The following is a 12,719-nucleotide window of genomic DNA, read 5'->3' as shown; positions in this document are numbered from 1 at the left end:
GCCCGGGGTCCCGCCGTCCCTGGTGCGGCGGGTCCCCGGGTCTCCGCGCTCAGGCGGCTCGGCCGGGCGTCCCTGATCAGTGGTCAGTGGTCGGCGGTCGTCAGCGGGGCGAGGTCGGGGCGCTTGGGGAGGACCCCGTCGCCCGAGGAGCGCCGGTTGATGCGCCTGCCGATCCACGGGCCGAGGTAGGTCCTGGCCCAGCGCAGGTCCTCGCGGCGGGCGGCCGTCCAGACCGGCGGCCGCCTGACCGGGTACGCCTCGCGCCAGTCCTCGCCCACCGGCACGCCGAGCACCTCGGCGGCCCGCAGCGCCACCCGGCGGTGGCCGTCGGGGCTGAGGTGCAGGCGGTCGGCGTTCCAGGCGCGCGGGTCGCGCAGGACCGGCATCGGCCACAGGTCGACCAGCAGCGCGTCGTAGCGGCGGGCGATGTCGTGGATGTGCAGGTTGTAGACCTCGATCTTGGAGTGCGCCAGCCGCATCACCGGCACGTGCCGCAGGTCGAAGCCGGTGAACATGAGCACCCGGCTGCCCGCCTCGGTCAGCGTCCTGACGCCCTGTTCCAGCCGCCTGGCCACGGACGCGGGCCCGCTGCCCGGCCGCAGGATGTCGTTGCCCCCGGCGCAGAGCGAGACCAGGTCAGCGCCCAGCTCGACCGCCTTCGGCACCTGCTCCGCCACGATCTGGTCGATCAGCCGGCCGCGGACGGCGAGGTTGGCGTACCGCAGGCCGGGCTGCCGGGCCCCGAGGTTGCCGGACTCTGCGTTGTCGGCCGCGATGTGCTCGGCCAGCCGGTCGGCCCAGCCGCGGAAGCCGTACTCGGCCGGGTCTTCCAGTCCTTCGGTGAAGCTGTCCCCTAGGGCGACATACGAGGTGATTCGTCCCATGACCGGATAGTTTGCCAAGGAGATTCTCCTTACGCGACCGTAACCCCCGGCTACCGCCTATCCGGACCCATCTGTTACTGGTTATGACATGAGACGCGTGCGGCTCCGGCGGGACATCCCCGTCCCGATGCCCGACGGTGTGACGCTGCTGGCCGACCACTACGCCCCGGCTCACGGCCGGCCGGCCCCGGCGGTGCTGATCCGCTCGCCCTACGGCCGGCGCGGCCTGTTCGGCTGGATGTACGGCCGCGGCTTCGCCAGGAACGGCTTCCACGTGCTGATCCAGAGCTGCCGGGGCGGCTTCGGCTCCGGCGGCAGCCTCGACCCGCTCGGCGACGAGCACGACGACGGCCTGGCCACCATCTCCTGGCTGCGCGAGCAGCCCTGGTACGGCGGCTCGTTCGCCATGTTCGGCCCCTCCTACCTCGGTTACGCCCAGTGGGCCGTCGCCGCCGAGGCCGGGCCCGAGCTCAAGGCCATGGCCACGCAGATCACCGCCTCCCAGTTCAGGGACGCCGCGTACGTGGGCGGCGCGTTCGCGCTGGAGTCGACGCTGAGCTGGACCACGCTGACCGACACCATGACGCGCCGCTTCGTCGGCGGGGCCGCGATGCTCACCGCCCCCAGGGTGACCCGCCGGGCCGTGTTGTCGGGGCGGCCGGTGGCCGAGCTGGACGTGGCCTCGGCGGGCCGGCCGCTGCGGTTCTTCCAGGACCTGCTGGCCCACCACGCCGATCCGGCCGTGCCGTACTGGCACAAGCGGGACTTCTCCTCCAAGGTCGGCGAGGTGGAGGCGGCGGTCACCATGCTCGGCGGCTGGTACGACGTCTTCCTGCCCTGGCAGCTCAAGGACTACGCGGCGATGCGGGCGGCCGGGCGGCGGCCGTACCTGACGATCGGGCCCTGGTACCACGTCGACTCCCGGCACGGGCGGCCCTCGAAGGCCGAGGCGCTGGCCTGGTTCCGCGCGCACCTGATGGGTGACCCGTCCGGTCTGCGCCCGGACCCGGTGCGGCTCTTCGTCACCGGGGCCGGCGAGTGGCGCGACTACCCCGACTGGCCGGTGCCGGGCATGCGGGAGCAGCGCTGGCACCTGCGGTCCGGCGGTGGGCTGGCCACGCGGGAGCCGGAGGAGGCCGGGACCGACCGGTTCCGCTACCACCCCGCCCATCCCACGCCGGCGATCGGCGGGCCCGTGCTGCTGGCCGACTCCAGGCCGCGCGACCAGCGGCGTCTGGAGGCCCGGCGCGACGTGCTGGTCTACAGCTCGGCGGCGCTGGAGTCGGACGTGGAGATGATCGGCCCGGTGCACGCCGACGTGTACGTCCGCTCCAGCACGCCGTACGTGGACGTGGTGGTCCGGGTGTGCGACGTGCACCCCGACGGCCGCTCGCTCAACCTGTGCGAGGGGGTGCGGCGGCTGGGCCCGCGGGCAACCGGCGACGGGGACGGCGACGGCGTGCGCCGCGTACGGGTGGAGTTGTGGCCGATCGGGCACCGGTTCCGCCGCGACCACCGGATCCGGGTGCACGTGGCGGCCGGCGCGTACCCGACGATCGCCCGCAACCCGGGCACCGGCGAGCCGGTGGCCGCGGCGGGCGGCCCGATGACGCCCGCCGACGTCGAGGTGTTCCACTCCCCCGCCCGCCCCTCGGCCGTGGTGTTGCCGCTGTGCGCGCCGCGCGGCTGATGTCGCTGGTCCTGCTGTTGCAGGCCAGGGGCGGGATGACGGCGGCCGAGCTGGCCAAGGAGCTGGAGGTCTCCGAGCGCACGGTGCACCGGGACGTGCTGGCGCTGTCGGAGGCGGGCGTGCCGGTCTACGCCGACCGGGGGCGCGGCGGCGGCTACCGGCTGCTGGACGGCTACCGCACCCGGCTGACCGGGCTGGACCGGGCCGAGGCCGAGGCGCTGTTCCTGTCGGGGGTGCCCGCGGCGCTGCGCGAGATGGGGTTGCAGGAGGTGGCCGCGACGGCCCGGCTCAAGGCCGCCGCGGCGCTGTCCCCCTCGCTGCGCGACGCGCCTGCCACGGCCGCGCAGCGTTTCCACCTGGACGCGCCCGGCTGGTACACCGCCGACGTGCCGCCGCCCCCGGCCCTGGCGCCGCTGGCCAGGGCCGTGTGGAACGACCTGCCGGTCACGGTGGTCTACAAGGAGCGCACGCGGGAGCTGGACCCGTACGGGCTGGTGCTGAAGGCGGGCGCCTGGTACCTGGTGGCCCGTCTGGGCGAGCGGTTCCTGATCTTCCGGGTGGACCGGATGGGCGACGTCCGGGCGCGCGAGCCGCGCTTCGAGCGGGCGGCCGGCTTCGACCTGGCCGCGTTCTGGGCCGGGCAGGCGGCCGAGTTCAGCCGCTCCCTGCTCAGGGACGTGATCACGTTGCGGCTGACCCCGGCGGGCCGGCGCATGCTGCGGTACGTCGCCGACCCCGCCGCCCTGGACGACGCGCTGGCCTCGCTCCGGCCCGACGGGACCGTGCGGCTGGCCGTGGAGTCGGTGGAGGTGGCCTACACGCAGGTGCTGCGCTTCGGCCCGGAGGCCGAGGTGCTGGCGCCCGCCGAGCTGCGCGCCCTGGTCGCCGACGCCGCCGCCCGCACGGCCGCGCTCTACGAACGCTGACTTGCGGGCGCCGACCCTCGGGCGCTCGACCGCGGGCGCCGAGGGGGATCGCCGCCCGGGGCGGCGTGCGCGTCAGCGGTAGTTCTCCCAGGTGCCGTCGCCGCCCTTCTCGCCGACCTCGTCGAGGTAGCGCCACACCTGCGGCCGGCTGCCGTCCACGTCGGTGATCCCGTACGCGTCGGCCAGCTCGCCGCTGGTGACCGACGATCCCGACCACCGCCGCCGGTCGGGGTCCTGGGCCAGGGCGGCCACGCCGCGGCCGGCGTAGGCGGGGGTCTCGGAGACCATCCACGCGCCGTCCGCCTTGGCCTCGCGCCAGTTCTCCTCGGTGACGCCGAAGCCCTCCAGCATCGCCTCCGAACGCAGGAACCCCGGCGTGACCGCCACCGCCGTCCCGCCGTACGGGCGCAGTTCGTGGGACCAGGCGAAGGCCAGCCGGTTGACCGACACCTTGGCCAGGTCGTAGTAGACGTTCCCGCGGTAACGGGTCCGGTTGAACTCCCAGGTGCCGTCGGTGATCTCCACGACCAGGCCGCCCTCGTGCCGGATCAGCAGCGGCAGCAGGTGCCGGGCGCTGACGAGATGGGTGTCGACGGCCAGCCTGAGCAGGCGCAGGCCGTCGTCCTGGTCCTGCTTCCAGACGGGGGTCTCCCACTGCCACAGGTGGTCGCCGCCCCACACGTCGTTGACCAGCACGTCCAGCCGGCCCTGCTCGCGCTCGACGCGGGCGGCCAGCTCCGCCACCTGCGCCGGGTCCAGGAAGTCGGCGGGGACGGCGATGCCCGTCCCGCCCGCCGAGCTCACCAGCTCGGCGGTCTCCTCGATCGTCTCCGGACGGTTCATCTCCGAACGCCGCTCCCGCGTACTGCGTCCGGCGCAGTAGACCGTCGCCCCGGCCGCCCCGAGGGCGACCGCCATTCCTCGTCCCGTTCCGCGGGTCGCGCCCGCCACCACAACAATCACGCTGACGATCGTGTCCCGGATACCCGCCATCCTCTGTCATGTTTTACGCATGAACGCTGTGATAAGTAGTTGATTACTATGAACAGCGAATTCGAGCTCCGCGGGGTCAACCACATCGCCCTGGTCTGCTCGGACATGAAGCAGACCGTCGACTTCTACTCCGGCGTGCTGGGCATGCCGCTGATCAAGACGATCGAGCTGCCCCTGGGCTGGGGCCAGCACTTCTTCTTCGACTGCGGCGGCGGCAACGCGCTGGCCTTCTTCTGGTTCCCCGACGCCCCCGAGGGCGTGCCCGGGGTCTCCGCGCCCAGGAACCTGCCGGACCGGGGCGAGCTGCTGTCGGCGGTCGGCTCGATGAACCACATCGCCTTCGACGTGCCGCCCGAACGCATCGAGGAGTACCGCGACCGGCTGATGGCCAAGGGCATCGACGTGGGCGTGCTGCTCAACCACGACGACAGCGAGTTCGGCGTGGCGGCCGAGATGCACGAGGGCGTGTTCGTCCGGTCCATCTACTTCAAGGACCCCGACGGGATCCTGGTGGAGTTCGCCGCCTGGACCCACCCGGACGGACGGCCGGACGGGCGGCCCGGCGACGTCCGGCACGAGCCCAAGACGGCCGCCGACAGGACCGTCTGATGCCGCGCCTGCGCCGGGTGCCGCCCGAGGAGGTGACCGACCCCGTCGTCCGGTTCTTCCACGACCGGCTGCTGTCCCCCGACGGCACGGGGACCGCGACCGGCTCGCCGGGCGACTGGTGGACGGTGTTCGCCCTCGACCCCAAGATCTTCCGCCACTGCGTCAAGGGCTTCCAGATCTACCGCGAGTCACGGCTCGACCCGGTGCTGCGCGAGCTGGGGCAGACCAGGGCGGGCTGGGCGCGGCAGAGCCAGTTCGTCTACTCCCAGCACTGCAAGCAGCTCAGGGCGCTCGGCGTACCGGAGGAGAAGGTGCAGGCGGTCGCCTCCTGGCAGGTCAGCGACCGGTTCGGCGAGCTGGAACGGGCGGTGCTGGCCTACACCGACGGGCTGGTGCTGGACGGCGGCCGGGTGCACGACGAGGTGTTCGCCGTGCTGCGCGCCCACCTGCCCGACGAGCAGATCCTGGAGCTGACCTACATCGTCTGCCTGTACGAGATGCACGCCACCATGGCCCGGGCGCTGCGGCTGGAGTTCGACGACCGCCCCGACCCGATCACCGAGGTGCCCGCCCCCGAGGGCTACGGGACGCGCGACATCGCCGACGAAGTGACCGTTCGTCGCGAGTAGCCGACCATTCGCCGATCGCCCGGTTCCGCGCGACGCGGTGGCGACTTAACGTGCCGGGTGCGAGGGGTGGGCTTTGGTCTCGCCTGCCGAGAGTTGATCTCGACATTTAGGCCAAACTGTGATGTTCCGGACATTGGGTTTAATACCACCGGAAAGCTAATCTCCCTCCATTGACTACGTTGTCAGGGGCCGGTCAACAAGCCGCCCCTGATCCCCCCAATCGGAGGGTCGATGACTACCGGGGAATCCGGGCAGCCGCCGCGTACCGACCGCAGCCCATGGAACTGGCTGCTGGTCGTACCGATCGTGCTGCCGCTGCTGACGTTCCTGTTCAACTCCGACGAGCCGCGCCTGCTCGGCTTCCCGCTGTTCTACTGGCTGCAGCTCGCCTTCATCGTGATCGGCGTCGGCTGCACCACCATCGTCTACAGGATGACCAAATGAGCGGGCACGTGACCGAGCTGGTCGTCTTCGCGCTGCTGTTCGTCCTGGTCAGCGGCATGGGCTTCGTCGCGGCCCGCTGGCGGCGGCCCACCGACCTGGCCAGCCTCAACGAGTGGGGCCTGGGCGGCCGCAGCTTCGGCTCCTGGGTCACCTGGTTCCTGGTCGGCGGCGACCTCTACACCGCCTACACGTTCGTGGCCGTGCCCGCGCTGGTGTTCAGCTCCGGCGCGCTCGGCTTCTACGCGCTGCCCTACACCGTGGTGGTCTACCCGCTGGTGTTCCTGGTGCTGGCGCGGATGTGGTCGGTCTCGCACGTGCACGGGTTCGTCACGCCCGCCGACTTCGTCCGGGCGCGCTTCGGGTCGCCGACGCTGGCGCTGCTGATCGCCATCACCGGGCTGGTGGCCACGATGCCGTACATCGCGCTGCAGCTCGTCGGCATCGAGGCGGTGCTGAAGTCGATGGGCATCACCGGGCACCTGCCGATCATCATCGCGTTCGCGATCCTGGCGGCCTACACCTACCAGTCGGGCCTGCGCGCGCCGGCGCTGATCGCCTTCGTCAAGGACGCGCTGATCTACATCGTGATCCTGGCCGCGGTCATCTACATCCCGGCCAAGCTGGGCGGCTGGGGCAACATCTTCGACATGGCCCAGGCCAAGTTCGACAAGACCCCCGCGCCGGGCGACGGCATCCTGCTCAACGGCGCCAACCAGCTCCAGTACGTCACGCTGGCCTTCGGCTCGGCCCTGGCGCTGTTCCTCTACCCGCACAGCCTCACCGGCGTGCTGGCCTCCAAGAACCGCAACGTCATCAAGCGCAACATGTCGGCGCTGCCGGCCTACAGCTTCGTGCTCGGCCTGATCGCGCTGCTGGGCTTCATGGCCATCGCGGCCGGCACCAAGCCGGTCGACGGCGACCCGAACACGATCGTGCCGAACCTGTTCGACCAGCTCTTCCCCGACTGGTTCGCCGGCGTGGCGTTCGCGGCCATCGGCATCGGCGCGCTGGTGCCGGCGGCGATCATGTCGATCGCGGCGGCGAACCTGTTCACCCGCAACATCTACCGCGAGTACATCAACAAGCAGGCCACCGACGCCCAGGAGGCCAAGGTCTCCAAGGTCGTCTCGCTCGTGGTCAAGGTCGGCGCGGTGCTGTGCATCCTCCTGCTGGACCCGCAGTTCTCGATCGACCTCCAGCTCATCGGCGGCGTGATCATCCTGCAGACGCTGCCGTCGGTGGCGCTCGGCCTGTACACGCGCTGGTTCCACAAGGGCGGCCTGATGGCGGGCTGGGCCCTGGGCCTGGCGGCGGGCATGTGGATGCTCTACCTCATCCCCAACCCGGCCAAGGGCAAGGAGCACTTCGGCGGCTCGGCCTTCAGCATGGCGAACCTGGGCCTGGACACCAAGATGACGATCTACGCGGGCTTCCTCGCGCTCATCGTCAACCTGGTCGTGGCCGCGCTCGCCACGCTGATCTTCCGGGCGGCCAAGGTGGCCGACGGCACGGACACCACCCGGCGCGGCGACTACTTCGCCGACGAGGGCGACCCGGACGTCAAGGACCTGGACCTGGCCGGGTCGCACTGACGCTCACGGCCGCTGGAGGTAGCCGGGATCGGCCACCTCCAGCTTGGCCCGTACGGCCTGGACCAGCGCGGCGGTGAGCGCGTCGTCGCCGTCGAAGCGGCCCGCGCGGACGGCGACGGCCAGCTCGGCGTCGTCGGCCACGCCCAGGGCCGCCAGCCGCGCGGCGTGCTCGGCGGCCTGGTCCGGGCCCAGCTCGATCTCCCGCTCCACCATGGTCAGCACGTTGATCGCCACCCGCGTGTGGAAGCGCACCCGCCCCTCGGCCGCGGGCAGCACGTCGTCGCGCAGGAACTCGCGCACGGCCGCGACGAGCTGCGCGGCGGTGGGCACGTCATGGGGCTGCGCCATCGGCGGCACTCCCGTCACCTCGCTCCGGAGCCGTACGCCCGCGCACGGCCTGTCGTGAGCCCAGGCATAAAGATCACCGCCCTCCCTGTCAAGGCCCCGGCGCCCGGATGACCTTTCTCCACCCCCGGGACGACAGACCTCCCCCCGCGATCGGCGTGTCTCTACCGGACCGCCGACACCCCCGGTGGCGGGCCCGCGCGCGACGATGACACGCTTCCCGAGCGGCCCGGCCCTCCGGGGTCACGCGGACGGCCCGGACGGCTGGGAAAGTCGCCCGGCGCAGCTCCCAGGCCCCCGGACCCCCGGGCCGCTCAGCCGCAGTCAACCCGAGGGAGCGCAGCATGAACGACGACGTACGCGTCAAGGCCTGCCGCATCAACGACCACGTGGAGCTCATCCACGACTCCTCCCCTGACGTGGTCCTGGAGATCCCGCGCCGCGACTGGCTGCACTTCCTGGAGGCGGTCAGGTCGGGGGCGTTCGAGCTGGAGGTCCTGCCCCGCAAGGCCGAGGAGAACGCGGCCTGACCCCCGTCCCCTCCGAAGGGCCCGGCGGCCGCTGCCGGGCCCTTTCCCGTCCCGCGCGCCGGCCGTTGACCGCGCAACGGATTTCGGTTGAGATCACCCCATGAGCTTCGCCGTACCCGGGCATGTCCGGCCGATCCGCGACGCCGTGCGCGCGTTCATGACCGAGCGCGTCGAACCGGCCGAGGAGGTGCTGCACGAGGGCGGCCCCCGGGCCGCCGCCACCCTGGCCGGGCTGCGGGACGAGGCCAGGAAGGAGGGCCTGTGGGCCCTCGGCCACCCGCGCGAACTGGGCGGCGGCGGGCTGCCGTTCCTCGACTACGTCTACGTCAACGAGGTCCAGGGCCGCAGCGAGTACGGGCAGCTCGCCCTCGGCTCGTTCACCCTGCAGGACTCGCTCATGCTGCACGAGCACGCCTCCCCCGAGCAGCGCGAACGCTACCTGGAGCCGCTGGTGCGCGGCGACATCTCGCCCAGCTTCGCGATGACCGAGCCGGAGGCAGCCGGCAGCGACCCCACCCGGATCACCACCTCCGCCGTGCTCGACGGCGACACCTGGGTGATCAACGGGCACAAGTGGTTCACCACGGGCGCGTCGGCGGCGGCGTACACGACCGTGATGTGCCGGACCGAGCCGGACGCGCCGCCCCACCGGGCCTTCTCCATGATCCTCGTGCCGACGGACACGCCCGGCTACACGATCGTGCGCGAGACCCCGGTGCTCGGGCTCGGCGGCGCCCATTGCGAAGTGCGCTACGAGGACGTGCGGGTGCCCGCCGCGAACCTGCTGGGCGAGCGCGGGCGCGGCTTCGTCATCGCCCAGCAGCGCCTCGGGCCCGGCCGGATCTTCCACTGCATGCGCTGGCTCGGGCAGGCGCAGCGGGCCTTCGACCTGATGTGCCGGCGGCTGCACGCGCGCACCGCGTCCGGCGAGCCGCTGGCGGCCAAGCAGCTCATGCGGCAGCACGTGTTCGACTCCTACACCGAGATTCAGGCCGCCCGCCTGCTCACCCTCCAGGCCGCCGAGGCCGTGGACGCCGGCTCGCAGGCCCGCGTCGAGATCGGCGCGATCAAGGTGGTGGGGGCGCGCATGCTGCACAACGTCATCGACCGGGCCGTCCAGGTGTACGGCGCGGCCGGCCTGACCCCCGACACCCCACTGGACCGCATGTACCGGCACGCCCGCGCCGCACGCGTCTACGACGGCCCCGACGAGGTGCACGTGGACACGGTCGGCCGCCGCCTCCTGGGCGAGTACGCGGCCGGCGGCAACTGGGAGTTCGGCCTGCGATGAACCGTGCCGAGACGATCGCCCGCGAGGTGTACGGCCCCGGCGCGGCCGTCCCGTACGCGGTCCGGCTGCCCGGCGGGGCCTCCAGGGAGACCTGGGCCCTGGACGTGGTCACCACCGGCGGCGACCGGCACGAGCTGGTGCTCCGGCTCGACGGGCCGGGGGCCGTCCTGGAGGTGGGCGCCGGGCTGGCCGCCGAGGCGCGGCTGATGCGGGCGGCGGCCGACGCCGGAGTGCCCGTACCGCACGTCGTGGCAGCCGCCGATCCGCCCGCCGATCCGTACATCCTGATGACGCGGGTCCCCGGCGAGACCATCCCGCGCAGGATCCTGCGGGACGAGGCGTACCGGGAGGCCAGGGCCGGGCTGGCCGCCGAGTGCGGCCGGACGCTGGCGGCGATCCACCGCATGCCGCTGTCCTGCCTGCCCGCGACCGACGCGGAGACCGGAGCCGGAGCGGAAGCCGGGGCCGGGCCCGGCGACCCGCTGCGGCGCTGGCGCGACGTGCTGGACCTGACCGGCGAGCCGCACCCGGTGTTCGAGCTGGCCCTGCGCAGGCTCGCAGCCGACCGGCCGCCCGCCGCCCCCACGGGCGTCGTGCACGGCGACTTCCGCAACGGCAACCTGATCGTCGGCCCGGAGGGCATCAGGGCCGTGCTCGACTGGGAGCTGGCCCACGCCGGCGACCCGCTGGAGGACCTGGGCTGGCTGTGCGTCAAGGCGTGGCGGTTCGGCTCGCCGCTGCCCGTGGGCGGGTTCGGCGGCTACGCCGAGCTGATCGCCGCCTACGAGGAGGCCGGCGGGCGGCACGTCGACCTGGACGCGCTGCGCTGGTGGGAGACGTTCGGGGTGCTGAAGTGGGGGATCATCTGCGTCATGCAGACCATGCGGCACCTGCGCGGCGGCGCGGCGTCGGTGGAGCTGGCCGCCCTCGGCCGCCGCGTCTGCCAGACCGAGTGGGACCTGCTCGGCCTGCTGGCCTGACCGCGGCGCTCAGCCCCCGGCGACGGCCGCGCCCCGGCGGCCGGGTGCCATGGCCGCCGCGATCACGTCGACCAGCCCCTCCACCACCTGCGAGCGGTCGACCTCCGGATGCTCCAGCCACCAGTCGCCCGTCGCCTGCACCATGCCGACGAACGCGTGGCCGAGCACCTGCGCCCGCACCGGGTCGGGCACCACCCGCTCGGCCGCCAGCACCTGGCCCAGCTCCTCGCCCAGGCCGCGCACGAGCGAGGTCATGTGGGAGCGGATGCGGGTGTCCTCGGCGCCGGCCCGGTGGAACAGGAAGCGGTAGAGGTCGAGGTTGGCCGAGATCAGGTCGAGGTAGACGCCGATGGCGGCCCGTGCGCGGGCCCGCGGGTCGGCGCCGGGCCCGGCGAACTGGGGGCGGAGCCGGGCGATCACCGTGCGCACGTGGCGGTCGGCCAGCGCCTGGTAGAGGCCGCTCTTGTCGCCGAAGTGGCGGTAGAGGATGGGCTTGGTGACGCCGGCCTCGGCGGCGATGGCCGCCATCGACACCTCGGGGCCCTCGGCCAGGATGGCCCGGTCGGCGGCGTCGAGCAGCGCCCTGCGCCGGTCGGGGTCCCGTCTGCTCATCTGCTCAGGATAGATCGCAGGCGCCGCGGCAGCAGCGCCGAGAAGACCAGTAACGCGCCGGTGTAGGCGTACAGGCCGGTCGCCCCGGCGAGGGTGCCGGGCGGCTCGGCCCACGGCGGCTCCCACAGCCCGGGGAGCACGCCCGCCAGGCCGATCGCGGCCCGCAGGTCGAGGGCGAACAGCACGCCCGCCACGGCCAGCGGCAGCCCGCAGGCCAGCGCCGCCGCGGGCCAGGCGGCCAGCACGGCGACGATCAGCGCCGCGGCCGCCAGGAAGCCGAGCCCGGCGGGGGCCGGGGCGAAGGCCGCCTGGCCGGTCCGCAGGGCTCTGGCGCCCGCCTCGGTCAGGTAGTAGACGGGGGGAACGGCGGTCAGGCCCGCGCCGACGCCGATCAGAGCTCGTACCTCACCGGTCACAGAGCCCATCGTCCCCCGCCTGCGCGCGGCTCACTCGGCGGTTAGGTTTTTCGTCATGAAGAACAGTGGCACAGGCCCAGGCGCCATCACCCCCGACGGATCCCCTGTCGACTTCTACACCCTCCTCCGGCCCGGCCGGGACGCCGACCTCGTGATCCAGGAGACCCCGCCCGGCGGGTCCGTCCTGGAACTCGGGGCCGGCGTCGGCAGGGTCACCCACGCCCTCGTCGAGGCCGGGTTACAGGTCGTGGCCGTGGACGAGTCCGCCGAGATGCTGGCGCACGTGCGCGGGGCCGGGACCGTGCACGCGCGACTCCAGGAGCTGCGGCTCGACCGCCGCTTCGACACCGTCACGCTGGCCTCCCAGCTCGTCAACGTCGTCGACGGGGAGGTCAGGCGCGCCTTCCTGGCCGCGTGCGCGCGGCACGTCGAGCCGGGCGGGGCGGTGCTCGTCCAGTGGATGCCGGCCGAGCGGCACGACTCCTGGCGGGCCGGCTCGGGCAGGGCCGACGGCGACGTCACGATCACGCTGGCCGAGGTCGAGGAGACCTCCCCCGGCGTGTTCGCGGCGACCATGCGCTACGAGCACGGCGACCGGGTCTGGACGCAGTCGTTCACCTCGCGGCGGATGACGGACGACGACCTGGCCGCCGACCTGGCCGCCGAGGGGTTGCGGCTGGAGCGGTTCCTCACCGAGGACCGCACGTGGTTCCTGGCCCGGCCCTTTACAAAGTAGATTTCAATGTAAATACTGGGAAATACTGGAACTGTTGATACC

The 12,719-nt window shown here is 72.8% G+C and carries 15 protein-coding genes; 10 read left to right on the top strand and 5 right to left on the bottom strand.

All coding sequences use genetic code 11. From position 1 onward, the window contains the following. Window positions 1-83 precede the first annotated feature (83 nt). Window positions 84-884: an SGNH/GDSL hydrolase family protein gene (locus AB0J97_RS14595; RefSeq protein ID WP_357704812.1), complete on the bottom strand. Its 801-nt coding sequence runs from the start codon at window positions 882-884 to the stop codon at window positions 84-86. 88 nt (window positions 885-972) lie between these two features. On the opposite strand from AB0J97_RS14595, the gene AB0J97_RS14590 reads away from it, so the two are divergent. Then, a complete protein-coding gene (locus tag AB0J97_RS14590) occupies window positions 973-2,574 on the top strand; it encodes a CocE/NonD family hydrolase (RefSeq protein WP_364088347.1) in 1,602 nt (533 codons plus the stop codon). Further along, complete coding sequence (locus AB0J97_RS14585; RefSeq protein WP_364088344.1) at window positions 2,556-3,500, top strand: WYL domain-containing protein; 945 nt, start codon at window positions 2,556-2,558, stop codon at window positions 3,498-3,500. Before AB0J97_RS14590 ends, AB0J97_RS14585 begins: the two co-directional genes overlap by 19 nt. A gap of 72 nt (window positions 3,501-3,572) precedes the next feature. Here AB0J97_RS14585 and AB0J97_RS14580 read toward each other — a convergent pair whose 3' ends face one another. Next, window positions 3,573-4,493: an SDR family oxidoreductase gene (locus AB0J97_RS14580; RefSeq protein WP_364088342.1), complete on the bottom strand. Its 921-nt coding sequence runs from the start codon at window positions 4,491-4,493 to the stop codon at window positions 3,573-3,575. 48 nt (window positions 4,494-4,541) lie between these two features. On the opposite strand from AB0J97_RS14580, the gene AB0J97_RS14575 reads away from it, so the two are divergent. From AB0J97_RS14575 to mctP, 4 genes are all read left to right on the top strand, one after another. Beyond that, entirely contained in the window at window positions 4,542-5,102 is a 561-nt protein-coding gene (locus AB0J97_RS14575) for a VOC family protein (RefSeq protein WP_364088339.1), read from the top strand. Continuing rightward, on the top strand, window positions 5,102-5,731 hold the full coding sequence (locus tag AB0J97_RS14570; RefSeq protein ID WP_364088337.1) for a carboxymuconolactone decarboxylase family protein: 630 nt from the start codon (window positions 5,102-5,104) through the stop codon (window positions 5,729-5,731). The genes AB0J97_RS14575 and AB0J97_RS14570 overlap by 1 nt, the downstream gene beginning before the upstream one ends. A 231-nt stretch (window positions 5,732-5,962) precedes the next feature. Next, entirely contained in the window at window positions 5,963-6,175 is a 213-nt protein-coding gene (locus tag AB0J97_RS14565) for a DUF3311 domain-containing protein (protein ID WP_357704800.1), read from the top strand. Beyond that, the gene (gene mctP, locus AB0J97_RS14560; protein ID WP_357704798.1) at window positions 6,172-7,767 is read left to right on the top strand and encodes a monocarboxylate uptake permease MctP; all 1,596 of its coding nucleotides are present in this window, start codon (window positions 6,172-6,174) and stop codon (window positions 7,765-7,767) included. Before AB0J97_RS14565 ends, mctP begins: the two co-directional genes overlap by 4 nt. A 3-nt stretch (window positions 7,768-7,770) precedes the next feature. Here the strand turns inward: mctP and AB0J97_RS14555 are convergent, their stop codons facing one another. Next, complete coding sequence (locus AB0J97_RS14555) at window positions 7,771-8,115, bottom strand: DUF6285 domain-containing protein (protein WP_364088330.1); 345 nt, start codon at window positions 8,113-8,115, stop codon at window positions 7,771-7,773. 341 nt (window positions 8,116-8,456) lie between these two features. On the opposite strand from AB0J97_RS14555, the gene AB0J97_RS14550 reads away from it, so the two are divergent. The 3 genes from AB0J97_RS14550 to AB0J97_RS14540 all read left to right on the top strand — a co-directional run bounded on the left by AB0J97_RS14550 (window position 8,457) and on the right by AB0J97_RS14540 (window position 10,913). After that, window positions 8,457-8,642 carry a hypothetical protein gene (locus AB0J97_RS14550; RefSeq protein WP_357704794.1) on the top strand — a complete coding sequence of 62 codons (186 nt, stop codon included), beginning with the start codon at window positions 8,457-8,459 and terminating at the stop codon, window positions 8,640-8,642. Window positions 8,643-8,742: 100 nt separating this feature from the next. Then, window positions 8,743-9,933: an acyl-CoA dehydrogenase family protein gene (locus tag AB0J97_RS14545; protein WP_364088325.1), complete on the top strand. Its 1,191-nt coding sequence runs from the start codon at window positions 8,743-8,745 to the stop codon at window positions 9,931-9,933. Further along, window positions 9,930-10,913, top strand: a complete 984-nt coding sequence (locus AB0J97_RS14540) for a phosphotransferase family protein (RefSeq protein ID WP_364088321.1) — start codon at window positions 9,930-9,932, stop codon at window positions 10,911-10,913. The genes AB0J97_RS14545 and AB0J97_RS14540 overlap by 4 nt, the downstream gene beginning before the upstream one ends. 9 nt (window positions 10,914-10,922) lie before the next feature. Here the strand turns inward: AB0J97_RS14540 and AB0J97_RS14535 are convergent, their stop codons facing one another. Both AB0J97_RS14535 and AB0J97_RS14530 read right to left on the bottom strand, forming a co-directional pair. After that, complete coding sequence (locus AB0J97_RS14535) at window positions 10,923-11,525, bottom strand: TetR/AcrR family transcriptional regulator (RefSeq protein ID WP_357704788.1); 603 nt, start codon at window positions 11,523-11,525, stop codon at window positions 10,923-10,925. After that, window positions 11,522-11,941 (bottom strand): hypothetical protein, encoded by a 420-nt coding sequence (locus AB0J97_RS14530; RefSeq protein WP_357704786.1) that lies wholly within the window; start codon window positions 11,939-11,941, stop codon window positions 11,522-11,524. The genes AB0J97_RS14535 and AB0J97_RS14530 overlap by 4 nt, the downstream gene beginning before the upstream one ends. 55 nt (window positions 11,942-11,996) lie before the next feature. On the opposite strand from AB0J97_RS14530, the gene AB0J97_RS14525 reads away from it, so the two are divergent. Then, window positions 11,997-12,677: a class I SAM-dependent methyltransferase gene (locus AB0J97_RS14525; RefSeq protein ID WP_364088318.1), complete on the top strand. Its 681-nt coding sequence runs from the start codon at window positions 11,997-11,999 to the stop codon at window positions 12,675-12,677. The last annotated feature ends 42 nt before the right edge of the window (window positions 12,678-12,719 follow it).

Origin of the sequence: Nonomuraea sp. NPDC049607 (assembly GCF_040675375.1) — a bacterium.
Classification (GTDB): Bacteria; Actinomycetota; Actinomycetes; order Streptosporangiales; family Streptosporangiaceae; genus Nonomuraea.
The sequence above is the reverse complement of the archived record's forward strand: the minus strand, read 5'-3'. Positions and strand labels throughout refer to the sequence as shown.

Bases quoted from the DNA above. Each gene is read 5' to 3' on its own strand.
- AB0J97_RS14595 (WP_357704812.1), bottom strand. From the start codon at position 884: ATGGGACGAATCACCTCGTATGTCGCCCTAGGGGACAGCTTCACCGAA.
- AB0J97_RS14590 (WP_364088347.1), top strand. From the start codon at position 973: ATGAGACGCGTGCGGCTCCGGCGGGACATCCCCGTCCCGATGCCCGAC.
- AB0J97_RS14580 (WP_364088342.1), bottom strand. From the start codon at position 4,493: ATGGCGGGTATCCGGGACACGATCGTCAGCGTGATTGTTGTGGTGGCG.
- AB0J97_RS14575 (WP_364088339.1), top strand. From the start codon at position 4,542: ATGAACAGCGAATTCGAGCTCCGCGGGGTCAACCACATCGCCCTGGTC.
- AB0J97_RS14570 (WP_364088337.1), top strand. From the start codon at position 5,102: ATGCCGCGCCTGCGCCGGGTGCCGCCCGAGGAGGTGACCGACCCCGTC.
- AB0J97_RS14565 (WP_357704800.1), top strand. From the start codon at position 5,963: ATGACTACCGGGGAATCCGGGCAGCCGCCGCGTACCGACCGCAGCCCA.
- mctP (WP_357704798.1), top strand. From the start codon at position 6,172: ATGAGCGGGCACGTGACCGAGCTGGTCGTCTTCGCGCTGCTGTTCGTC.
- AB0J97_RS14555 (WP_364088330.1), bottom strand. From the start codon at position 8,115: ATGGCGCAGCCCCATGACGTGCCCACCGCCGCGCAGCTCGTCGCGGCC.
- AB0J97_RS14550 (WP_357704794.1), top strand. From the start codon at position 8,457: ATGAACGACGACGTACGCGTCAAGGCCTGCCGCATCAACGACCACGTG.
- AB0J97_RS14545 (WP_364088325.1), top strand. From the start codon at position 8,743: ATGAGCTTCGCCGTACCCGGGCATGTCCGGCCGATCCGCGACGCCGTG.
- AB0J97_RS14540 (WP_364088321.1), top strand. From the start codon at position 9,930: ATGAACCGTGCCGAGACGATCGCCCGCGAGGTGTACGGCCCCGGCGCG.
- AB0J97_RS14535 (WP_357704788.1), bottom strand. From the start codon at position 11,525: ATGAGCAGACGGGACCCCGACCGGCGCAGGGCGCTGCTCGACGCCGCC.
- AB0J97_RS14525 (WP_364088318.1), top strand. From the start codon at position 11,997: ATGAAGAACAGTGGCACAGGCCCAGGCGCCATCACCCCCGACGGATCC.